We start from the raw sequence: 20,384 nt of genomic DNA, 5'->3' as shown, positions 1-20,384 counted from the left end.
ATTTCTACAGGGCCGCTGGGTGCGGTCCGCGGTGGTTTGAACTGTGCAGGAAGCTGCGTGTCCTAGCCTACCGGCCTTTGGCGGCCGACCTTCCGGCAAAGGATCCTTTGGGCCATGGGAGCGTGGCCACAATGATGGCCGCGAGCGTCAGCAACGTACCCAGCACCGTGGGCAAGGCGACCACCGTCCCGGACGTGGGGATCACGACGTCGAGCACCAACGAACCCACCAACTGGCCGGCAATCATGCCCAGCCCCGTGACCAGGACGCCGAGGCTGCGGACCAGCAGCGCCGCGAGGCCGATCGCTACGCAACCCAGCGGGCCGCCAAGGTAGAACCACCATTGCGCGGGCAAGGGATTTCCGGCCCCGGCAACCGCAACCTTGACCAGCCAGGCGATCCACAGCACCACCGAACCGGCCAGGAAGTTGACCAAGGTGGTTGCCAGCGGTGTGCCGTAGTGCACCGTGGCTGTTCCATTCATGGCCTGCTGGAAGCTCATCAGGAATCCCGCCAGGAGCGGCAGGAGAACCGGCAAAAGGAGCGTTCCGACGTCGGACGGGCCGCCAAAGTGCGGCGAAACCGCCCACGCCACGGCCGCAACGGTGAGCACGCTGCCCAGGACCCGCAGCCCGGTAAGGGACCGTTTGCCGCCTGGGGCAATGCCCAGCCGGTCCACCAGCAGGCCACTGAGCGTTTGACCCGTCACGGACGCCACCGTGAACAGCGCCACACCAAGGAGGCCCACGGTGAACGATTGGGCGAAGACGAAGAAGGCTCCTACGGCACCGGCCATGACGTAGAACGGCGGAAAGCTGCGCGAACGGACCGCAGGAACAATCCTCGCCAGCCCCGCCCTGCCTTTGGGGGTGGCCAAGGAAATCGCGGCGATCACCACCAGGCCCGTGGTGAAGCTCACTACCGCGGCGGCGATGCCGTCGTCCAGGGTGCCAGCCAACGCTCCATTGATGCGTCCCTGGACCGGGAGCACCAGCCCCGTCAGGACGGCGAGGGGCAGGCCAAGGGCAAGCGGAAGGCTGGAACGGCGGGTAGGGTGCGGCACTGTCACCACACTACTTCAGGCATCATTGCTGTATGAGCAACCCCGAAATCGACGAAATCCCCATCCGCGACGACATGATCCGCCTCGGCCAACTGCTGAAGCTCGCCAACCTCGTTGAGGACGGCGTGGAAGCCACGGAGCTCATCAAGAACGGCCTGGTCAAGGTCAATGACGACATCGAAGAACGCCGCGGCCGCCAACTCCACGCCGGCGATACCGTAACCGTCAACGGCCAGACGGTCCGGATCGCTGCCTCCTAGCTGAGGACCTTGTGGGTGAGGAACTCGCCCACGTGCCCGATCTCCTGCTGGTTGATGCCGTGCCACATGCCCGTGTAGAGCACCTTGGTGAGGTCCACGTGCTTGCGCACCCAGCCCATGGTGTATTCGATCTTGTCCTGGGTAATGACGGGATCCTGCTGGTCGCGGCCCCAGAAGAACGGCACGGAACCGTCCAGTTCGGCGTCGCGGAAGGCGGCGTCAGCACCGGCGTCGATCACGAAGCCTGAAAGCCCGACGACGGCAGCAAAGTCCGCGGGCCGGTACCGGAGCATGGTGGTTGCCATGGCCATGCCCATGGAGAAGCCCAGCAGCGTCACCGAGGAGTGGTTGGCTTTGACGGTGTCCAGCCACTCCAGCGCGTACTCGGCCGCCAGCTTTACGGCATCGAGCGAGTAGTCGATGGACGCCGTGAGCGGGAACCACGTGAAGCCCGGGCCCATGGGCATGGGGGCGCGCAGGGAGGCCACTACGAAGCCTTCGGGAAGGACTCCGGCGAGGCTGAAGAGGTCGTCCTCGTTGGATCCGTAGCCGTGGAGCAAGACCAGGAGCGGCTTTCCCGCCCTTTCGGTTTCGTCATGGGACCACAGGACAACGGGCGCGGGGAATGCAACGGCTTCAGTCATGGGTCTATTCTTGCAGTTACCCATGGGTAACAACCTACGGTGGCGTAGGTTCGCAGGCACGAGTCCACAAGGCAGGATAGGAAGAATGAGTTCATTGGTGACGCCAGGCGATGGAATCCAAACGCATCCTTGGAGCCGCTACGTAGCGCTGGGAGATTCCTTCACCGAGGGCATTGGCGACCCCGAGCCGCAGAACCCCGGAGGCTTCCGTGGCTGGGCGGACCGGGTGGCCGAAGAGCTCGGCCGCGGCCACGACGATTTCGCGTACGCCAACCTGGCCATCCGCGGCCGCTTGCTGCAGCAGATCGTGGACGAGCAGGTTGGCCCGTGCTTGGAACTGCAACCGGACCTCGTTTCCATATCAGCAGGCGGCAACGACCTCATCCGGCCTGGGGGCGATCCTGACCTCCTGGCCGAGAAGCTGGACGCAGCCGTCCAGGAACTCAGCTCGGGCGGGGCAACGGTGGTCCTGTTCAACGGCCCGGACACAGCTTCTTCCGTGCTCAGCCGGATCCGCGGCAAGGTGGCCATCTACAACGAGAACCTGCGGACCGTCGCCGCCCGGCACGACGCCATCGTCGCGGACATGTGGTCCTTGCGGCAGCTCGCCGACACGCAGATGTGGGACGAGGACCGCCTGCATTTCTCGCCCCTCGGCCACCACACCATCGCGATGATGGTGCTGGAGGCGTTGAACGTCCAGCACACGCTCGAACCCCTCGTCCCCAAGCCCCTCCCGCCCCGGACCTGGCGGGAAGCCCGCTCTTCGGACCTCGTGTGGGCGCGCGAATACTTCGTCCCTTGGGTGATCCGCCGCCTGCGGCACCAGTCCTCCGGCGACGGCATCACGCCAAAACGTCCGACGCCGGGACCCGTCTTCGGGCCCAACGCCACCGGATTGCCGCGCGGCTAGGCGTGGTCGCCTTGGAGCCAGACGACGTCGTTCGCCTCCGACTGAGCCGCCAGCACCTCCGCGCTCCGTTGGCTCCGACGGCATCAGAAGCAGTCCGCAACCTCCTCGCCGTCCAAGCCCAGGAGTTTCCCTACGCGCGCTGGTCCCTGGCCCAGCGGACTCCCGAAGCTTCCGCTGCGGATGTGGAGCAACTCGTGGCAGACGGCACCATCCTGCGGACCCACATCCTCCGGCCCACTTGGCACTTTGTGCACCGCGACGACCTCGGCTGGTTGATGGGCCTGTCCGGGGAACGGCTGCATCAGGGAAACAAAGGCATGTACCGGCAGACGGGGGTCGATGCCGCCTCGGCCGCCCGAAGCTCCGGCCTCCTCGCCGAAGCCGTTGCGGGTGGCGCCCATAAGACCCGCGAGGAACTCTCCGCGGTCCTGGAGGACGCGGGGTTCCCCGGCAAGGGACTCGGCTTCGTGTACCACCTCATGCATGCGGAAATCAGCCGGATCCTGGTCAGCGGCAGTCCCATCCGCTCGGCCGGGGGTGCCCTCAAGCAGACGTACGCGCTGTTCGGGGAACGGGTACCCGAGCCTGGACCTGACGCTTTGGACGCCGATGAACGGGACCAGGCATTGGGCCAGTTGGCCCTGCGGTACTTCACCAGCCGCGGACCGGCCACGGTCAAGGATTGCTCGGCGTGGTCCGGCCTGACCATGAAGGACGTGAAGCGTGGGCTCGAGGTAGCCGCCGACGTTGCCCCTGGGGCCTTGGCCTCGCTCCCGCTCGACGGGCTGGACTTCCATCTGGCAGCGGATGATGTTGCCGGGTTGGAGCGGACCGGGGCCGCCCGGGAGGTCGGCTCAGATCCGGACGCCGCACTCCCCCGCGTGGACCTCATCCAGTGCTACGACGAGTACGTCATGGGCTACTCGCAGTCCCGGCACTATCTCGGCGGGGTGGCACCCTACTTCCCGGAAAACGGCGGCCCCATGCACGTAGTCCTGCTGGATGGCAGGCTGGCCGGCTGGTGGCGCCACGGATTCGCCGGTGGCACCTGTGAACTCGATGTCCGCCTGAACCAGCCCGCCACGCCCGCCGTCCAGCGGGCCCTGGAAGCCGAAGTGGACCGTTATGGCCGGTTCCTGGGCATGGAAGCCAGGCTGGCCTGACGGCAATGCCCGTTGGACAGCCTGCCCGGTACCCCGCTCAGGCGAAGAAGGACTCCCGCAACTGCGCCGAGAGTTGCCCGATCTCCGTGAGGAAGCCGTCGTGGCCGATGGGAGCCTCGATCACATGCACCGGAACGTCACCCGGCAACGCGTCGGCGAGTTCCTTGGACTGGGCCGGAAAATAAAGCCGGTCCGTATCCACGGCGGCAATAAAGAACTCGGCAGTCGTGCGGCCCAGGGCCTCCTGCAAAGTACCCCGTCCTCGCGTGACGTCGTGGCTCATCAGGGCCTCGGTGATGGCGATGTAACTGTTGGCGTCAAAGCGCCGCACCAGCTTGGTGCCTTGGTGGTCGAGGTAGCTTTCCACCTGGTACCGGCCGCGCTTCCCCAGGATGGCTGCGGCGAGCGGGGTTTCCTGGTGCTGCGGTTCGCGGCCGAAACGGACATCCAATTCCAAGGCGGATCGGTAGGTGATGTGGGCGATCCTTCGGGCCAGGGCGAGGCCGGCCTCCGGCGCGGCACCCTGGTAGTAGTCGCCGTCGTTGAAGTTGGGGTCCTGGCGGATGGCGAGCGTCTGCGACTGGGCGAAGGCGATTTGTTCTGCGGTGCTGTAGGCACCCACGGACACCACCGCACAGCGCTTGACCCGCTCCGGGAAAGTCACAGCCCATTCGAGCGCACGGGCACCTCCCATGGAACCGCCCAGTACGGAGTGCCAAGCGGGGATTCCCAAGGCATCGGCCAGGCGGGACTCAGCCTCGGTGGTGTCCCGGAGGGTGACCAGCGGGAACCGGGAACCCCACGGTTTTCCGTCCGGAGCCGCTGACGACGGCCCGGTGCTGCCGTTACAACCACCCACGATGTTGATCGAAATAACGAAGAACCTGTCGGTATCGATCGTGGCACCTGGCCCTACCAGTTGCTCCCACCATCCGTCTTCGTCGGTGGCGCCGCGGGCGACGTGGGTACTACCGGTCAGGGCATGCTCCACCAGCACGGCGTTTGAGGCATCGGCGTTCAGCTGGCCCCATGTTTCGTAGGCCAACACCACATCGGGAAGGAAGCCGCCGGCTTCGAGTTCCAGCGGGCCCACGTGGGCGTACTTGAGGGTTCCGTCTGCTTCCTCGGACGTGGGAAGGGCTGTAGCAGTAATGGTCATTCCTTTGACACCTAACCTCGCGCTTGCCCACCGCCTTTCATGCGGCAGGCCAGGTCCTCACCCGGGGCACCCCACCGCGGAGGAGGGTTGCCGGCCAGCAAGCCGGGGCTGTCACTGGCACTCATGACCTAATACGTAAGAGTCTAGGAAGAACACAGCCGTTCTGGCGAAGAATGTGACAGCTGTGTGACGGTTTGGAGCATCTTCGTTCATGAACGAGCACCCGGCAGCGCCGCCCGGCGAATAATCGTCGGCCGGGTGGCGCCACCGTACTTCACGGCAGAACCGGCGTCAGGCGCCCTTGGCCGCGCGGAATCCCGCCTCAAGGTCGGCGATGATGTCATCTACGTGCTCAATGCCCACCGCGAGACGGACCAGTCCCGGAGTAACGCCGGCTACAGCCTGCTGCTCCACGGTCAACTGACTGTGGGTGGTGGAGGCCGGGTGGATCACCAGGGACCGGACATCGCCGATGTTGGCCACGTGCGAGTGCAGCTCCAAGGCGTCAACGAATCGCTTGCCCGCTTCCACGCCGCCCTTGATGGTGAACGCGACAACGGCACCGGTACCGCGGGGGCCGTACTTGCGCCCACGCTCAAACCAGGGGCTGGACGGCAGCCCCGCGAAGGCGACGGATTCGACGTCGTCATGGGCTTCCAGCCATTCGGCCACTGTGGTGGCGTTCGCGACGTGACGCTCCACGCGCAGGCTCAGGGTTTCCAGGCCTTGGGCGATGAGGAACGCGTTGAACGGAGAAACCGCGGAGCCAAGGTCGCGCAGCAACTGGACGCGGGCCTTGAGGATGTAGGAAAGGTTGGCCCCGAGCGCGCCGTCCTTGCCGAGGTCGCGGGCATAGACCAGGCCGTTGTAGCTGGGATCCGGGGTGTTGAAATTTGGGAAGCGCTCCGGGTCCTTGCCGAAGTCGAAGTTTCCGGAGTCCACAATGACGCCGGCAATCGCCGCACCGTGGCCACCCAGGTATTTGGTGGCCGAGTGGACCACGATGTCGGCGCCCCATTCGATGGGACGGATCAGGTACGGGGTGGACAGCGTGTTGTCCACGATCAGGGGGACGCCCGCTTCGTGGGCAACCTTGGCAATGCCCTCAATGTCCAGGACGTCCTGGCGCGGGTTGGAGACAACCTCGCCGAAGAACAGCTTGGTGTTCGGCTGCACGGCGTTGCGCCACTGCTCGAGGTTGTCCGGGTCCTCGACGAAGGTCACGGAGATCCCGAACTTCTTCAGGGTGTGGGCCAGCAGGTTGTAGGTTCCGCCGTAGAGGCTGGGGCTGGCCACCACGTGGTCGCCCGCTTCGGCGACGTTGAGGATCGCTAAAGTTTCCGCGGCCTGCCCGGAGCTGAGGAGCAGGGCACCCAGGCCACCTTCGAGGCTGGCTATCCGCTGCTCCACGGCATCCTGGGTGGGGTTGCCGATACGGGTGTAGATCGGGGCAAGCTCGGCCAGGGCGAAGCGGTTGGCGGCACTCTCGGCGCTCGGGAACACAAAGGACGTGGTCTGGTAAATCGGAAGCGAGCGGGCACCGGTGGCGGAATCGGGTTCCTGGCCTGCGTGGATTTGGCGGGTTTCGAAAGACCATCCTTGGGACATTGCGTTCTCCTCTTCGTGGCGCATGGGTTCGGTGGATTGTGAATGCTTCGAACTGCGGCCAGTCTAGGAAGGCCCCGCGACAATGCACAGGTTTGTGACGAAGACAGTATTTTTCGGTCTTCGGGCGTCATTCCGGCGTCCCGCCATGACGCCCGGCGCCGCCCTCCAATAACATCCCACCTTGGTTAGGCTTGACTTAGCTGAGACCCGAATCACAAAGTGCCAAGATGAAGCCATGCGCATGGATCACGTCTCTTACGCTTGTGAACGAGATGGCCTTCTGGCCACGACAGAACGAATTTCCGCGGCATTGGGAGTGGACGCAGTCCGGGGCGGAGTGCACCCGCGCTTCGGTACCCGGAACATGATCATTCCCCTTGCGGACAACAAATACCTTGAAGTGGTGGAGGTCCTGGACCACCCCGCTTCGGATAAGGCACCCTTCGGCCAGGCAGTCCGGGCACGCTCGGCAGCCGGCGGCGGTTGGATGGGCTGGTGCGTCGCCGTTGACGACCTCGCTCCGTTCGAAGAACGCCTTGGCCGTTCCGCAGTTCCCGGCAACCGCAAGTTCCCCGACGGCCGGGAACTCGTGTGGCAGCAGATCGGCATCCTCGGCTTGATCGCCGATCCCCAGGTGCCGTACCTGCTCAAGTGGGAAGGCGATCCCGGCCTGCATCCCTCCAAGGTCTATGAAAGTGACGTCAAGATGTCCAGCCTGACCATTGCGGGCTCGGCGGAACGTGTCACCGAATGGCTGGGCGAGCCCGTGGAAAAGCCGCTTGAGGACGTCGCTGTCCAGTGGATGGCTCCGCACGGCACGCCCGGGATCATGTCCGTGACCTTCGAAACCACCTCGGGCGCCGTCACCATCTGACGCCCCTGCAAGAAACTTCGGCCGCTATCAGCGGGTGCCAATGACGTCACCTGCGGATGGCGGCCGAATACCTTTAACTCCCAACTGGGTCGCACTTGTGCGCGTTTAGAGCGCTCAAAACGCGCACAAGTGCGACCCAGTTGGGGCCTGCTAGCCGAGGCCTACTGCCTTGCCGAACAGGCTGAAGCCAACGAATGCCACAATGTCCAACAGGGCGTGCGCTATCACCAGTGGCATGACCCGTTTGGTCCTGGTGTAGAGCCAGGCGAACACCAAGCCCATCACCACGTTTCCGATGAAGGGCCCGAAGCCTTGGTACAGGTGGTAGCTTCCGCGCAGGACAGCACTGACGAGGATCGCCAGCGGCGTGCTCCAGCCGAACTTTCCGAACCGGTCCAGCAGGTACCCCACCACGATCACTTCTTCAACGATCGCATGGCGTATGGCCGAGAGGATGAGCACCGGGACGGTCCACCAGTAGGCGTCCAATCCACTGGGCAGGATTGCCGTGGTGATGCCCAGCGCCCGCCCCACTGCGTACAGGCCCAAGGACGGTATGCCGATCGCGGCGGCGAGGCCCAGGCCCTGGAGAGAGTCCTTGCCGGGCCGGGCGAAGTTGAAGCCAAGGCGGGCGAACGCCGACCCACCTGCTGATCCTCCGGTGTCGTGCAGGGACAGGAAATAGAACACCAGGACTACCGGTACCAGCGCGAACAGGATGTCCAGCAACTGGTACGTGAGGTCGAAGTATTCGCGCGTGCTTTGGGACCTGTTGAGGGTGGACGTAGCCTCCGACAAGGGGGCGCGGGTCAGCTTGTCCAGGAGTTGCACCACCGAATAGACGGCGGACTGGCCCAGGGAGAGGCCCAGCACAATGAGGACTTCTGCGCGCAGGCGACGGCGGGAGGCTAGGAGCATGTTCCTATCTTGCCCGTAGTTCCTGCCACTTTGCCGGGAAGGCCAGCCCTATGCTTGGTGGGATGAGCGCCCCCGGCAGAATCTTCATGATCAGGCATGGCCAGTCCGCTGCCAATGCGGATACCTCCATCTACAACCGCGTGCCCGACTACAGGATTCCGCTGACGGCAAAGGGCGTGGAAGAGGCCCGGATCGCCGGCGAGCAGCTTCGCCGCAAGCTCGACGGAGAGCAGGTCTGCGTTTACGTTTCCCCCTACCTGCGCGCCTACCAGACCCTGGAAGCACTGAACCTTGGTCCGCTGGTGGAACGCGTCATCGAGGAACCCCGGCTCCGGGAACAGGACTGGGCCAATTTCCAGATCGCCGGGGACATTGAGGACCAAAAGGAACTCCGCAACCTGTACGGCCACTTCTTCTACCGGTTCCGGGAGGGCGAGTCCGGCTCGGATGTCTACGACCGCGTCTCGTCCTTCATGGAAACCCTGTACCGGCATTGGCAGAAGCCAACGTACGCGCCGAACACGCTGCTGGTGACGCACGGGTTGACCATGCGGCTCTTCTGCATGCGCTGGTTCCACTGGACCGTGGAGTACTTCGAATCCTTGAACAACCCCGGGAACGCCGAACTGCGGACCCTGGTCAGGACAGACGACGAGCTGTACGTCCTTGATGAACCCTTCAGCCAGTGGGTGCCACGGAACGTGGACGACTCCGTGCTGGACGCTCCCCCGATGCTGTTCTGACGCCTACGCCGTGACCCCCGCCGGAGCCACGATCACTTCCGTGCCCTTGGATTCAAAGGCGGCCCTGTGCTCCGGCGAGATCCCGGCATCGGTAATGAGGTGCCGGAATTCGTAGCCGGCCATCGCGGCGAACGAGCGGCGGCCTACCTTCGAGGAATCGGCAACCACGTAGGACTCGGTGGCCCGCCGCGCCATGACAGTGTTCACCATGGCCTCACCCTCATCGGTGATGGTGGGGCCAAGGTCGGGGTCCACGCCGTTGACGCCGATGAACGCAATGTCCAGCGCCACCTTCTGCATGATGACGTCCGTGTAGGGGCCCACGAGTTCGTAGGAACGGGGATTCAGGATGCCACCGGTGACCATGATCTTGATGTTCGGACGCACGGCCAACTGCGAGGCGATGTTGATGGCGTTGGTGACCACCGTGAGCGTGGGCCGGTTGGAGGGTGCGTTCAGGTCCTCACGGGTGGACAGCAACTGGGCAAGAGCCGTGTTGGTGGTCCCGCCGCTGAGGCCGATCACCGATCCGGGGCGGATCAGTGCGGACGCCGCCAAGGCGATGTCCTGTTTGGCCTCTGCATGGTCGTCACGGTTGTAACGGCCGGGGAGATCGTAGGCCACCGATCCAGTGGTGGCGCCACCGCGGGTCCGGCTGAGCAGGCGCTGCTTGGCGAGGCTGTCCAGGTCGCGCCTGGCCGTTGCGGGAGACACGCCAAGCCGCGTCACGATGTCCTCGACTTCCACATGGCCGGATTCGGCCAGGAGGTCCAGGATGGCGGTCAGCCGATCGGTGCGGGTCATGACAAGCCTTTCGCGTCGGTCCAGCTATTTCGCTTTGGCGAACAGCGTCAGCATACGTGCAGATTCCAGCACCAGGGCGTCCCGGCCGGCCTTGAGGTACTTCCGGGAATCCACCACTGCAGGGTAGGCATCGAGGTACTCACGGACGGCGCGGGTGAAGAACCCGTTCAAATGTGTGGATACGTTGATCTTAGTCATACCCGCCCCGATCGCAGCTACGAGCATCTCGTCTGTGACGCCGGAGGAACCGTGAAGGACCAGCGGTTTTCCCACCGCGGATTTCAGCCGGGTGATGAGGTGCAGGTCCAGTTCGGCACTCCGCTCGGTCATGGCATGTGACGACCCGACGGCAACAGCGAGCGCGTCCACGCCGGTTGCTTCCGTGAAGGCAGCAGCTTCCCCCGGGTCCGTCCGGACGCCCGGCGCGTGTGCCCCGTCCTTGCCGCCGACCTTGCCGAGTTCGGCTTCCACGTAGACGCCCCGGTCGTGGGCGTAGCGGGCTACCCGCCGCGTGACTTCCACGTTCCAGTCGTAGGGCAAGTGGGCGCCGTCGTACATGACGGAGCCGAAACCGAGGTCCACTGCGGCGAGTGCGAGGTCTTCGGACTCGGCGTGGTCCAGGTGGACGGCGACCGGAACGTTGGCGTCCCGGGCAATCGCCAGGGTGGCCAGGCCGATCGGTTCGAGCCCCCCGTGGTACTTGGCACAGTTCTCGGAGATCTGCAGGATCAGGGGCACGCCGGCGGCTTCGGCTCCGGCCACGAGGCCTTCGGCTGTTTCCACGTGGATGACGTTGAAGGCGCCCTGGCCTGTGCCGTTGGCCGCGGCCCTCTCCATGAGCTCCCGCGTGTTGACCAGGGTCACCGGGTCTCCTTCCATGTCACGATCAGTTGTTCTTCGAGTTCCTTGTAGCGCGGCGAGATTTCGCCTGCGGCCGGCATGAGGACCGCCGCAGCGGACCAGGCGGTGGCGCGCCGGAGGATGTCACGTGGCTCCGTCCTGCCTTCGGCGAGGGCGACGGCGGCAGCCGCCACACCGGCGTCGCCCGCCCCTGTGGGGTTCCCACTCAACGGCGCCGGCAACCGGGCACTCCAGTAGCCGCCGGGGGCGGCGTGGTCGAAGGCCAGCATGCCGTCAGCCCCGGCGCTCACCAGCACAGTGCGCGCGCCCAAGGCGATGAGCGAGAGCGCCGCAGCTTCAACGCTTGGCTCCCCCGTGGCCTCGGCGAGTTCGTGATGGTTCGGTTTCAGCACGTCCGCGCCTGCGCGGGCTGCGGCGATGATCGCGGGACCGGAGGTGTCGATGATGGCCGGGATCCCGGCGTCGTGCGCCAGCTGCACCAGCGAGGGATAAAAGTCCGCCGGCGCGCCCGGCGGCAGGCTGCCGGACCCAACAAGCACGCTGGCCCCGCCCTGGCCGTCACCGCCTTGCACGGCCTTCACGACGGCGGCAGTCAACGAGCGCCAATCGTCAGGCAGGAGGGGCTGGCCTTCCTCGTTGAAGATGGAGGTCTCGCCGGAGACGGTATCCACGAGCGCGATGCTTCGCCTGGTTTCCGCGGCAACATTGACCAGGGTGTGCGGCACACCGCTGGTCCACAGTTCGGCGGCCAGGGTCTGGCCGGCGGCACCACCAGTGGGGGCGATAGCGAGGACCGGGTGGCCGGTCTGATGGGCCACCCGGGCTACGTTGAGTCCTTTCCCACCTGCCCGGCTCAACGGTGTGGGTACCCTGTGGCTTGCGCCCTCGGTGATGCCGTGGACGGTGTAGGTCATGTCGATCGCGGGGTTGGGCGTCACGGTGACGATGCGGTTCACGGCATATCTCCCACAAGGGTGCGATCCAACGCGCTCCGTTCCAGGAGCGCCCGTGCGTTGAGGGCGGCGCCGAGGAGGCCTGCGTCCTGGCCGAGCTGTGCCTTGAGCAGGCGGGGACGGCGCTGGAAATCCAGGGTCTGGTCGATCTTTCGGCGCAGCGGCTCCAGCAGTTCATCCCCCGCTTCGGCCAGGCCACCGCCAATCACTACTGCTTCGGTGCCAAGAATGTTGACGCACTGGCAGATGGTGAACGCCAGCGCGTCGACGGCATCCTGCCAGATCCGGGCCGCGCGGGGTTCGCCCGCACGGGCCCGGACCAGCACTTCCCTGGCGCCGTCCACGGGTTCCGGGGACTGCGCGTTGTAGCGCTTGGTGACGGCTCCTGCGGAGCCCACCGCTTCGAGGATGGTGGAGCGGTGTGGTCCTTGGTCCGGGTCGGGCACCTGGGCGTGGCCCAACTCCCCGGCAAATCCTCCAGCCGTGACGGCCTTGCCTCCGGAAAACACGGCGGCAGCGATCCCGGTGCCGACCACCATGACCACTACTTCGCTGAATTGGCGGGATGCCCCGAAACGGTGTTCCACTGCCGCTGCCGAGCGGACGTCGTGATCGAAGGCGACGGGCAGGCCCAGCCGTTTTTCGGCTTCGGCAGTGAAAGGGAAGTCCCGCCAGCCGAGGTTGGCCGAGTACACGCCCACACCTTCCGTGGAGTCAACGATGCCGGGGACGATGATTCCCGCTGCTTTCGCAGGCACCTCCGGGAACTCGGCCGAGAGTTCGTCCGCGAGGGCCGCCAACCGGTCCAGGACTGCTTCCCCGGGGTGGGTACGGTCCAAGGGGGTGGGGACGCGGCGCATTCCCAGGACGCTTCCGGAGGTGTCGACTATGCCGGCCTTGATGTCGGTGCCGCCGACGTCGAAAGCCAAAACGGCCGTGGGCGCGGTTCCGAGAACCATGGCAGTGGCCTAGGCGGACGCGTCGAGGATGACTGAGCGCGTCAGGTTGCGCGGCAAATCGGGATTCAATCCGCGCACGCGGGCGCGCTCCAAGGTGACCTTGTGGACCCGGGCGAGTTCGGCGAGCGGGTGCTTGTCCGTGTGGATGTAGAGGGCTCCGGTCACGGCCATGTCCTGGTCCAGGCCGTCGGGCTGGCTGCCGAAAAGCCAGGTGACACGTCCGGGAGCCGCGATGGAGATCGGGCCGTGGCGGTATTCCATGGCCGGGTAGGACTCGGTCCAGCCTTGGACTGCCTCACGCATTTTCAGGCCTGCTTCGTGGGCCAGGCCTACGGTCCAGCCGGTTCCGAGGAAGGTGAATTGTTCGGCGTCCAGGAGTTCCGGCTCAACCGGTGCGGTGACGGCGCTGCGAGCGTCCGCGATGGCGGTGGCGAGGTCGATGCCCAGGCTGCCCAGCAGGTACACCAGTGCGGTGGTAGCGAAGCGGGTCTGGACCACGGAGCGCTCATCGGCGTAGGGCAATCCGATGACGGCATCGGCCAGGTCCACGATGGGCGACGACGTGTCTCCAATGATCGCGACGGTAGGAACAATGCCCTTGAGTGCGGCCAGGATCTCCAGCACCTCGGTGGTGGTGCCGGAACGGGTGATCGCTACAACGGCGTCGTACCTTCGCCCGGTGCTGTTGTGGTTGAGGAAGGCTTCGGAGGCAGCAAACGCATCCGTGACGCCTTTACCTGCAGATTCGCGGGCCGCTGCGTAGCTTTGGGCCATGAACCAGGAGGTGCCGCAACCAATGACGGCGATCCGCTGGCCATCCGCCGGGAGACGGTTTTCCGCGCTTGCCTGCTCCACCGCGCGCTGCCATACGGCGGGCTGTGATTCGAGTTCCTCTTCCATGAAGGCACCCAGGGTGTTGTTGCTCATCGTGTGTTCCACTCCCGCTCAGGCAATGACGTTTTTTGATCTATAGAAACACTAAACGATCAATTTCAATCTCACAAGGATCACAGGCAGCGGTGACTGACGACTTTTGCTCATCCTCGACGCCGCTTCGATCAAGCGAGCAATCATGTGAGAACTTGTGCGAAAACACGAATATTCCGTTAACTCTTGTCAACTTCTGTCCAATGCATCAGGCTTGTCGAGTCCGCAAGAACATGATTGTTACTCGCTCGGAATAATCAAGAAGGAGCACTATGCCCGGCTTGTCATCCCCCAGACGCATCGCCTCGCTGAGTTTGGCCTGTGTCGTCGCTTCCTCCTCGCTAGGCTTCCTCGCCCTCCCGCCCGCCACCGCGGCTCCCTCGTCCGAAGCCGCAAGCTCCGGTACCGCCACCCTGAGGTCCGGCCAGCTCAACGTGCAAGTGTCCACCTCTTTCCCCCAGGTCTTCAGCTACACCGATACCACCAGTAAAGCCTCGCTGGACGGCTCCCGGGCCCGGCTGCACACCATCACCATCAACGGCACCGAATACGAGGCCACCGGCACCTCCACCGCCTCCGGCAAGGAGGCCATGGATTACGTCCTGACGGTTCCCGGGTTCGGCAACGCCACCATCACGGCACGCCTTTCCGTCAAGAAAAACGTGGTGTCCTTCAACATCACGGGAATCAAGGACTCCCCTGACCACGTGGTCAGGACTCTGCAACTCCCCCGCCTGAACCTCGTATCGGTGAATTCCACGCAGCCCGGCGCTCAGGTCTCAACGGCCAACCTGTCAGTTGACAGAGCAGTAACGGGCGACGAATTTACCCCTGTCACAGCATCCACCCCCTTGGATCCAGCGGCGAAGAGCTCGGCCTATGCGCTCGCCAATACCGCCACCCTCGGAGCAGCGCTGGAATCCAATGCCCTCTATGACAGCTCCTCAGGATCCGGAGCCAAGGACCGCGGCCGGTTCTGGCGCCAGGCGGTCTCCGACGGTGCGGGCGGAGTCTCCCTGGGCATCTCCAGCGGCCAATGGCTTTACCGCGCTGAAGGATCAGGCGCCACGGAAGAACTGCCGTGGACCCGCGTGGCCATCACCACCGACGCCAACGCAGACGGCGCCGTGGACTGGCAGGACGCCGCCATCGCCATGCGGTCCATCCAGGTCAGCGCCAACAAGGGCGATCAGACCCCGGACAACGTGATCACCCACATCCCTTTCAACTTCGCCTCACAGGCCACCCACCCCTTCCTGCGCACCCTCGACGACGTCAAACGGATCTCCCTGGCCACTGACGGGTTGGGCCAGGTGGCCATGCTGAAGGGTTACACCAGCGAAGGGCACGATTCCGCCAACACCGATTACGGGAACAACTTCAACACCCGCGCCGGAGGCCTGGCGGACCTGAACACGCTGGCCAAGGAAGGCAAGGACTGGAACGCCAGCTTCGGGGTCCACATCAACGCCACCGAGATCTACCCGGAAGCGAAGTCCTTCAGCGAGGATCTTCTCCGGGCAGACAAGGCGCTTGGCTGGAACTGGCTGGACCAGTCGTACTACATCAACCAACGGCAGGACATTACGTCCGGCAAGCTCGCCCAGCGCATCAAGGAACTGCGCGAGGCCACGGACAAGAACCTGGACTTCGTCTACGTGGACGTCTACTACGAGTACGGCTGGCTCGCCGAGCGCCTCCAGCAGGAGCTCGTCAAGAACGGCTTCCGCGTCGGGTCCGAATGGGCGGACCACCTGTCCAGGAACAACACCTGGTCCCACTGGGCCAACGATGAGAAATACGGCGGCTCCACCAACAAGGGCATCAACTCCCAGATCCTCCGGTTCATCAACAACAGCCAGTCGGATGTGTGGAACCCCGATCCCAAACTTGGCGTGAGCCACATCGTAGAGTTCGAAGGCTGGACGGGCCAGAACGACTTCAATGCCTTCAGCGAGAACATCTGGACGGCCAACCTGCCCGCCAAGTTCCTGCAGCACCACCCCATCACCAAGTGGACCGCTGACCGGATCGACCTCGCAGACAATGTTTCCGTGACGGGCAATACCGCCGAAGCCCGCAACATCACCGTAGGCGGCGCGTCAGTGCTGACCGGGGGCACCTACCTGCTCCCCTGGTCCTCCAAGGAGAACAACACCCTGGACAAGCTCTACCACTACAACCCCGCCGGCGGTTCCACCACGTGGACGCTGACCAAGGATTTCGCCAAGGCCAAGTCCCTGGAATTGTTCAAACTCACGGACAACGGCCGGGTGAAGGTTGCCGACGTTCCCGTGTCCAACGGCCAGGTCACTGTCACAGCCGACGCCAAACAGCCCTACGTCCTCACAACCAAGAGCAACGCACTTCCCAAAAAAGCCGACTTCGGTTCAGGGACCGTCTTTGCCGATCCCGGCTTCAACGGCTCCGACCTGACGACCTGGAACCCCACCGGCTCCGTCACCCAGGTACGCGACGACAAGGGCCGCCGCTTCGCGCAACTGGGCGCATCGCCGTCGTCGATCGGCCAGGAAGTAAAGCTCGACGCCGGAACCCAGTCCGTTAGTGCGTGGGTGGAAATCCAGCCGGGCAAAACCCGGCCCACCACCCTCTCCGTCACGGTCGACGGGAAAACCGAGCGCGTCACGATCGACTCCTCCAACGCCGAGAACTTCGTGGCAGGGGACGAAAAACACGGCACCTCGTTCCAGCGCCTCCGGGTCCTGGTGGACGTGCCGCGCAACAACACCAAGGCGACCATCACCCTGAAAGCGGACGACGGCGACGCCACAGTGCGCGTCGATGACTTCCGGACGGTGAAGACCGCCCGGGTGGCCACCACCGGCGTGCTCAGCGAAGACTTCGAAAACGTTGACCAAGGTTGGGGACCGTTCGTGAAAGGCAACGCCGGAGGCTCCACCGACCCCCGGACGCACATCACCGAGCGCCACGAACCCTTCACCCAGAAGGGCTGGCACACCAACGTGATCGACGAAGTACTGGACGGCCAATGGTCCTTGATTGCCCACGACGAGAACCTTGCACCCAGCGGAGGACCCGGCCTGGTGTACCGCACCACGGAGGCAACCGTTCCGTTCAAGGCCGGCCACCAGTACAAGGTCTCGTTCGACTACCAGAACTCCAAGGCCGGGCAATACGCCTGGGTGTCGGGATACGATTCAGCGGCCGGACCTGCAGTCACGGGCAGCCAGCCGATCGACGCCAAGACCAGCACCACACGCCTGGAGCAGGTCTTCGATACTGGATTCTGCGGGGACTATTTTGTGGGCCTGCAGCGCACCGGCAGCGCCAACGGATCGGACTTCACCCTGGACAACCTCCTGGTGGAAGACCTCGGCGAATCCTCCGCAGTACCGGCCTGTGCCCAGCTCACGGCCTCGCTTCAGGGCGACGTGATCCAGCAAGGGAAGGCCCAGGACTTCGTCACCACCTTCGTCTCGGATGAGCCCGCTCCCATCAAGGATCTGTCGGTTTCGTTGGAACTGCCCGAAGGATGGACCGCGACACCCGCCACTCCGGCAACCGCGCCAAGTGTGCCTACGCGTGGCAGCCTCACCACCACGTGGAAGATCACCGCACCGGCCTCGGCGGACGGCGACTATCCCCTGAAGGCAACAGCCACGTACTCCACCACCTCGGACCCGGTTGGTACGCGGACCATCAGCACTACGTCGTCCGTTCGTACCCTCCCCAAGCCGCCGCAGGCCACCGTCTACGCCAGCGACCACCCCTGGGTGAGTGCAACCAACGGTTGGGGGCCGGTGGAGAAGGACCTGTCCAACGGAGGTACCGGAGCTGGTGACGGCACACCGCTGACGCTCAATGGCACCGTCTACTCCAAGGGACTCGGGGCGCATGCCAACAGCGCCATCCGCTACTTCCTGGGTGGCCGTTGCAGCGCCTTCACGGCAACCGTGGGGATCGACGACGCGCAAGCGACCCGGGGCAGCGTGAAATTCTCCGTGGTTGCCGATGGAACAGCCAAGGTGACAACCCCGGTCCTCGGGGCCACGAGTGCTCCCCTGCCTTTGACGGCGGACATCACCGGGGCGCAGTACGTGGACCTCGTCGCCAACGATTCCGGTGACGGCAACGGCAACGACCATGCCGACTGGGCGGACGCGAAGTTCACCTGCTCCTAGGCTGTTGCCCCGCTCCTAGACAGCCTGCCGGCCGGCCCGCCACACCGAATGCGTCAGCGGGATACCCGGCCGGTAGGCAAGGTGCGTCGCCGACGGCGCCTTGAGCATGTGCAGGTCCGCGCGATGACCGACGGCGAGCGAGCCCACCGCCCGTTCGCCGTCGACGTCGTTCCCGGACTCCCGGCCCAACGCCAAGGCGCCGCCGTACGTCGCCGCCCGGACGGCTTCGTGCACGCTCAAGCGCATCTGGAGGACCGCCGTCGTGACGCAAAACGCCATGGAACTCGTGTACGAGGTACCCGGGTTGCAGTTGGCCGCCAACGCGATCTGCACGCCGGCGTCGATCAAATCCCGGCCCGGTGCCAGCGGCTGGCGTGTGGAGAGGTCGCAGGCCGGGAGGCACGTCGCCACCGTGCCCCGCGTGCCGGTGCCGCTTGCAGCGTCCCAGCCCGTCCACGTACCCGCGAGCGCACGGACATCGGCATCCGAAAGATAGTTCACGTGGTCCACGCTGGCGGCACCGAACTCCACGGCCAAAGCCACACCCGGCCCCTCGCCCAGCTGGTTGCCGTGCACGCGCAACCCCAGTCCGGCGTCGCTGGCGGCTTTGAGGACACGGCGCGACTGGTCCTCGCTGAAGGCGCCGCGCTCGCAGAAGACGTCCGCCCAGCGGACGTACGGCAGGACGGCGTCGAGCATTTCGCCGCAGACCAGGTCCGTGTATTCCTCCGCATCCGATCCCGCTGGCACCAGGTGGGCGCCAAGGTAGGTGACCTCGTCCACCAGTTCGGCGGCAATACGGGCGCTCCGGGCCTCGTTCTGTACGTCCAGCCCGTAGCCCGTCTTGCTCTCCAGGTAGGTGGTGCCCTGCGAGACGGCTTCCTGCACCCGGGCGCTGACCAGTGCGCTGAGTTCGTCATCGCCTACGCTGCGTGTGGCGTTGGTGGTTACGCCGATTCCGCCCGCGCTGTAGCTTTGGCCGGCCATGCGGGCCTCGAATTCGGCGGTGCGGTCGCCGGCGAAGACCAGGTGGGAGTGCGAGTCCACCCAGCCCGGCAGGACGGCGCGGCCTTCGGCGTCGATCTGGTGGTCCGCTGCCGGGGCTTCGGCACTGGAACCGATCCAGGAAATCCGCTCCCCTTCCAGCACGATTGCGGCGTCCTTCAGGACCCGGTGCTCCAGGTCCTGGGTCATCAGTTCACCGATATTGGTGATGAGTGTGGTTCCGGTCATGTCCCTATTGTTCAGCGCCGGATGGACCAACGGACTGCTGCCAGTTGCTCCGCTGTCCGGGATTCCGGACTCTCGGGCTGGACGTTTCCGAGAATGAGAGCCGCGGCGAGCTCGGCAATGGCGGACGATGTTTGGAAACCGTACCCGCCCTGCCCGGCCAGCCAGAAGAACCCCGGGGCCTCGGCGTCGAAACCAACCACGGGTACGCCGTCGGCGGCTTCTGTCCTCAGGCCGGTCCAGGAGCGGTCCACGGACTGGATGCCGAGGGTGGTAACGGCATTGAGGTTGGCTATGAGCTTATCCACGTCGCCGGCGTACGGTTTGGCGTCTTCGGCTCCGCTCGGCACATGCTCCGACGGCGAAATCAGTACCTGGTTGCCTTCGGGCCGAAAGTAGAAGGAATCGTCGGCCGCGCACACCATGGGGGTTTGGGGAGCCAGCGGGTTTTCCACGTTCACGATCGCCGCCGTCCGGCGGAACGGCTGCAGGCCGAGTTTCTCGACTCCGCTGATGACAGCCAGCTCGTCAGCCCACGCGCCTGCAGCATTAACCACGACGGCGGACTGGAAGCCTTCCGTCCCTGCGCCCACCTCCCAGCCACTTCCGATGCGCTGCGCCGAGTGAACCCTGGCTCCGGTGATGATGTCCGTGCCAGCTGCTTCGGCACGCTTGCGGTGGTCTTCCAACAGCAGCGGTGCATTGCAACCGTATGAGCCACTGTCCAGTCCGGCTGCCGTGAACGAGTCCGGCTTCAGGGCGGGGCACAGGTCCAGGGCTTCGGCATGGGTGATGCTGTGCATGTTGCCGCTTGCCTCGGCCTTGACCGTTGCTTCGTCCCCCACCAGCATGAATCCGCGCGGGGTCAGGACCGGCTCCGGCAGGTTTTCGTCGCGGGCCTTCATGAGTTCGAGCGTCCGGATGGTCAGTTCCTGCACCACCGGAGGGCCGTAACTGGGGATCAGTTGGCGCGCCGACCTCGAGGAGGTATGGAAGGCCAAGGATTGCTCCGCCTCCACCAACGCCACGGAACACTTCCCTGCGAGGGCCGATGCCAGGGACAGCCCGGCGATCCCGCCGCCAACGATTACTACGTCATACTTCGAAGCCATGCCCCCATCCTTCCAGACCCTCTCTCACCG

The 20,384-nt window shown here is 65.0% G+C and carries 18 protein-coding genes and 1 riboswitch; of the genes, 6 read left to right on the top strand and 12 right to left on the bottom strand.

Annotated elements, in window-relative coordinates; genetic code table 11:
* Nucleotides 1-67: 67 nt before the first annotated feature.
* A complete protein-coding gene (locus ACIPY3_RS05780) occupies nucleotides 68-1,072 on the bottom strand; it encodes a DMT family transporter (RefSeq protein ID WP_400331240.1) in 1,005 nt (334 codons plus the stop codon).
* Between the two features lie 23 nt (nucleotides 1,073-1,095).
* Here ACIPY3_RS05780 and ACIPY3_RS05775 point away from each other — a divergent pair, with 23 nt between their 5' ends.
* A complete protein-coding gene (locus ACIPY3_RS05775; protein WP_400271402.1) occupies nucleotides 1,096-1,323 on the top strand; it encodes an RNA-binding S4 domain-containing protein in 228 nt (75 codons plus the stop codon).
* Here the strand turns inward: ACIPY3_RS05775 and ACIPY3_RS05770 are convergent.
* Nucleotides 1,320-1,967, bottom strand: a complete 648-nt coding sequence (locus tag ACIPY3_RS05770) for an alpha/beta hydrolase (protein ID WP_400331237.1) — start codon at nucleotides 1,965-1,967, stop codon at nucleotides 1,320-1,322. The two genes, ACIPY3_RS05775 and ACIPY3_RS05770, sit on opposite strands and share 4 nt — an antisense overlap.
* An 85-nt stretch (nucleotides 1,968-2,052) precedes the next feature.
* On the opposite strand from ACIPY3_RS05770, the gene ACIPY3_RS05765 reads away from it, so the two are divergent.
* Complete coding sequence (locus ACIPY3_RS05765; RefSeq protein WP_400331235.1) at nucleotides 2,053-2,880, top strand: SGNH/GDSL hydrolase family protein; 828 nt, start codon at nucleotides 2,053-2,055, stop codon at nucleotides 2,878-2,880.
* Between the two features lie 2 nt (nucleotides 2,881-2,882).
* Nucleotides 2,883-4,043, top strand: coding sequence for a winged helix DNA-binding domain-containing protein (locus tag ACIPY3_RS05760; protein WP_400331232.1), 1,161 nt, complete (start codon nucleotides 2,883-2,885; stop codon nucleotides 4,041-4,043).
* Nucleotides 4,044-4,080: 37 nt separating this feature from the next.
* Here the strand turns inward: ACIPY3_RS05760 and ACIPY3_RS05755 are convergent, their stop codons facing one another.
* The gene (locus tag ACIPY3_RS05755; RefSeq protein WP_400331229.1) at nucleotides 4,081-5,202 is read right to left on the bottom strand and encodes a homoserine O-acetyltransferase; all 1,122 of its coding nucleotides are present in this window, start codon (nucleotides 5,200-5,202) and stop codon (nucleotides 4,081-4,083) included.
* Between the two features lie 14 nt (nucleotides 5,203-5,216).
* A riboswitch (SAM riboswitch) is annotated at nucleotides 5,217-5,331 on the bottom strand.
* A 162-nt stretch (nucleotides 5,332-5,493) separates the two neighbouring features.
* Entirely contained in the window at nucleotides 5,494-6,834 is a 1,341-nt protein-coding gene (locus ACIPY3_RS05750; RefSeq protein WP_400331227.1) for a bifunctional o-acetylhomoserine/o-acetylserine sulfhydrylase, read from the bottom strand.
* Nucleotides 6,835-7,045: 211 nt separating this feature from the next.
* Between ACIPY3_RS05750 and ACIPY3_RS05745 the strand changes: the two genes are divergently transcribed.
* Nucleotides 7,046-7,684, top strand: a complete 639-nt coding sequence (locus tag ACIPY3_RS05745; RefSeq protein WP_397323870.1) for a VOC family protein — start codon at nucleotides 7,046-7,048, stop codon at nucleotides 7,682-7,684.
* A gap of 150 nt (nucleotides 7,685-7,834) precedes the next feature.
* Here ACIPY3_RS05745 and ACIPY3_RS05740 read toward each other — a convergent pair whose 3' ends face one another.
* The gene (locus ACIPY3_RS05740) at nucleotides 7,835-8,602 is read right to left on the bottom strand and encodes a CPBP family intramembrane glutamic endopeptidase (RefSeq protein WP_400331223.1); all 768 of its coding nucleotides are present in this window, start codon (nucleotides 8,600-8,602) and stop codon (nucleotides 7,835-7,837) included.
* Between the two features lie 62 nt (nucleotides 8,603-8,664).
* On the opposite strand from ACIPY3_RS05740, the gene ACIPY3_RS05735 reads away from it, so the two are divergent.
* Nucleotides 8,665-9,345 carry a histidine phosphatase family protein gene (locus ACIPY3_RS05735; protein WP_400331220.1) on the top strand — a complete coding sequence of 227 codons (681 nt, stop codon included), beginning with the start codon at nucleotides 8,665-8,667 and terminating at the stop codon, nucleotides 9,343-9,345.
* 3 nt (nucleotides 9,346-9,348) lie between these two features.
* On the opposite strand, the gene ACIPY3_RS05730 is transcribed toward ACIPY3_RS05735, so the two are convergent.
* Genes ACIPY3_RS05730 through ACIPY3_RS05710 form a run of 5 tightly spaced genes read right to left on the bottom strand, consistent with a single transcriptional unit; the run spans nucleotide 9,349 to nucleotide 13,849 of the window.
* The gene (locus ACIPY3_RS05730) at nucleotides 9,349-10,149 is read right to left on the bottom strand and encodes a DeoR/GlpR family DNA-binding transcription regulator (RefSeq protein WP_400331218.1); all 801 of its coding nucleotides are present in this window, start codon (nucleotides 10,147-10,149) and stop codon (nucleotides 9,349-9,351) included.
* Nucleotides 10,150-10,173: 24 nt separating this feature from the next.
* The gene (locus ACIPY3_RS05725) at nucleotides 10,174-11,028 is read right to left on the bottom strand and encodes a class II fructose-bisphosphate aldolase (protein ID WP_400331216.1); all 855 of its coding nucleotides are present in this window, start codon (nucleotides 11,026-11,028) and stop codon (nucleotides 10,174-10,176) included.
* Entirely contained in the window at nucleotides 11,010-11,966 is a 957-nt protein-coding gene (locus ACIPY3_RS05720; protein ID WP_400331214.1) for a 1-phosphofructokinase family hexose kinase, read from the bottom strand. The genes ACIPY3_RS05725 and ACIPY3_RS05720 overlap by 19 nt, the downstream gene beginning before the upstream one ends.
* Complete coding sequence (locus ACIPY3_RS05715) at nucleotides 11,963-12,922, bottom strand: ROK family protein (protein ID WP_400331212.1); 960 nt, start codon at nucleotides 12,920-12,922, stop codon at nucleotides 11,963-11,965. Before ACIPY3_RS05715 ends, ACIPY3_RS05720 begins: the two co-directional genes overlap by 4 nt.
* A gap of 9 nt (nucleotides 12,923-12,931) precedes the next feature.
* Nucleotides 12,932-13,849 carry an SIS domain-containing protein gene (locus ACIPY3_RS05710; protein WP_400331210.1) on the bottom strand — a complete coding sequence of 306 codons (918 nt, stop codon included), beginning with the start codon at nucleotides 13,847-13,849 and terminating at the stop codon, nucleotides 12,932-12,934.
* A 272-nt stretch (nucleotides 13,850-14,121) separates the two neighbouring features.
* Here ACIPY3_RS05710 and ACIPY3_RS05705 point away from each other — a divergent pair, with 272 nt between their 5' ends.
* On the top strand, nucleotides 14,122-18,012 hold the full coding sequence (locus ACIPY3_RS05705; protein WP_400331208.1) for an endo-alpha-N-acetylgalactosaminidase family protein: 3,891 nt from the start codon (nucleotides 14,122-14,124) through the stop codon (nucleotides 18,010-18,012).
* 15 nt (nucleotides 18,013-18,027) lie between these two features.
* On the opposite strand, the gene hutI is transcribed toward ACIPY3_RS05705, so the two are convergent.
* A complete protein-coding gene (gene hutI, locus ACIPY3_RS05700) occupies nucleotides 18,028-19,245 on the bottom strand; it encodes an imidazolonepropionase (protein ID WP_400331206.1) in 1,218 nt (405 codons plus the stop codon).
* 11 nt (nucleotides 19,246-19,256) lie between these two features.
* On the bottom strand, nucleotides 19,257-20,354 hold the full coding sequence (locus ACIPY3_RS05695) for an NAD(P)/FAD-dependent oxidoreductase (RefSeq protein WP_400331203.1): 1,098 nt from the start codon (nucleotides 20,352-20,354) through the stop codon (nucleotides 19,257-19,259).
* Between the last annotated feature and the right edge of the window lie 30 nt (nucleotides 20,355-20,384).

It is taken from the genome of Paenarthrobacter sp. NPDC089714 (assembly GCF_044748905.1).
In the GTDB taxonomy this organism is placed as follows: Bacteria; Actinomycetota; Actinomycetes; order Actinomycetales; family Micrococcaceae; genus Arthrobacter.
This window is presented reverse-complemented; position numbering and strand designations above follow the sequence as displayed.

Coding starts and splice junctions, on each gene's coding strand:
- ACIPY3_RS05745 (WP_397323870.1), top strand. CDS start 7,046: ATGCGCATGGATCACGTCTCTTACGCTTGTGAACGAGATGGCCTTCTG.
- ACIPY3_RS05735 (WP_400331220.1), top strand. CDS start 8,665: ATGAGCGCCCCCGGCAGAATCTTCATGATCAGGCATGGCCAGTCCGCT.
- ACIPY3_RS05770 (WP_400331237.1), bottom strand. CDS start 1,967: ATGACTGAAGCCGTTGCATTCCCCGCGCCCGTTGTCCTGTGGTCCCAT.
- ACIPY3_RS05730 (WP_400331218.1), bottom strand. CDS start 10,149: ATGACCCGCACCGATCGGCTGACCGCCATCCTGGACCTCCTGGCCGAA.
- ACIPY3_RS05705 (WP_400331208.1), top strand. CDS start 14,122: ATGCCCGGCTTGTCATCCCCCAGACGCATCGCCTCGCTGAGTTTGGCC.
- ACIPY3_RS05740 (WP_400331223.1), bottom strand. CDS start 8,602: ATGCTCCTAGCCTCCCGCCGTCGCCTGCGCGCAGAAGTCCTCATTGTG.
- ACIPY3_RS05750 (WP_400331227.1), bottom strand. CDS start 6,834: ATGCGCCACGAAGAGGAGAACGCAATGTCCCAAGGATGGTCTTTCGAA.
- ACIPY3_RS05725 (WP_400331216.1), bottom strand. CDS start 11,028: ATGGAAGGAGACCCGGTGACCCTGGTCAACACGCGGGAGCTCATGGAG.
- ACIPY3_RS05765 (WP_400331235.1), top strand. CDS start 2,053: ATGAGTTCATTGGTGACGCCAGGCGATGGAATCCAAACGCATCCTTGG.
- ACIPY3_RS05710 (WP_400331210.1), bottom strand. CDS start 13,849: ATGAGCAACAACACCCTGGGTGCCTTCATGGAAGAGGAACTCGAATCA.
- hutI (WP_400331206.1), bottom strand. CDS start 19,245: ATGACCGGAACCACACTCATCACCAATATCGGTGAACTGATGACCCAG.
- ACIPY3_RS05755 (WP_400331229.1), bottom strand. CDS start 5,202: ATGACCATTACTGCTACAGCCCTTCCCACGTCCGAGGAAGCAGACGGA.
- ACIPY3_RS05775 (WP_400271402.1), top strand. CDS start 1,096: ATGAGCAACCCCGAAATCGACGAAATCCCCATCCGCGACGACATGATC.
- ACIPY3_RS05715 (WP_400331212.1), bottom strand. CDS start 12,922: ATGGTTCTCGGAACCGCGCCCACGGCCGTTTTGGCTTTCGACGTCGGC.
- ACIPY3_RS05695 (WP_400331203.1), bottom strand. CDS start 20,354: ATGGCTTCGAAGTATGACGTAGTAATCGTTGGCGGCGGGATCGCCGGG.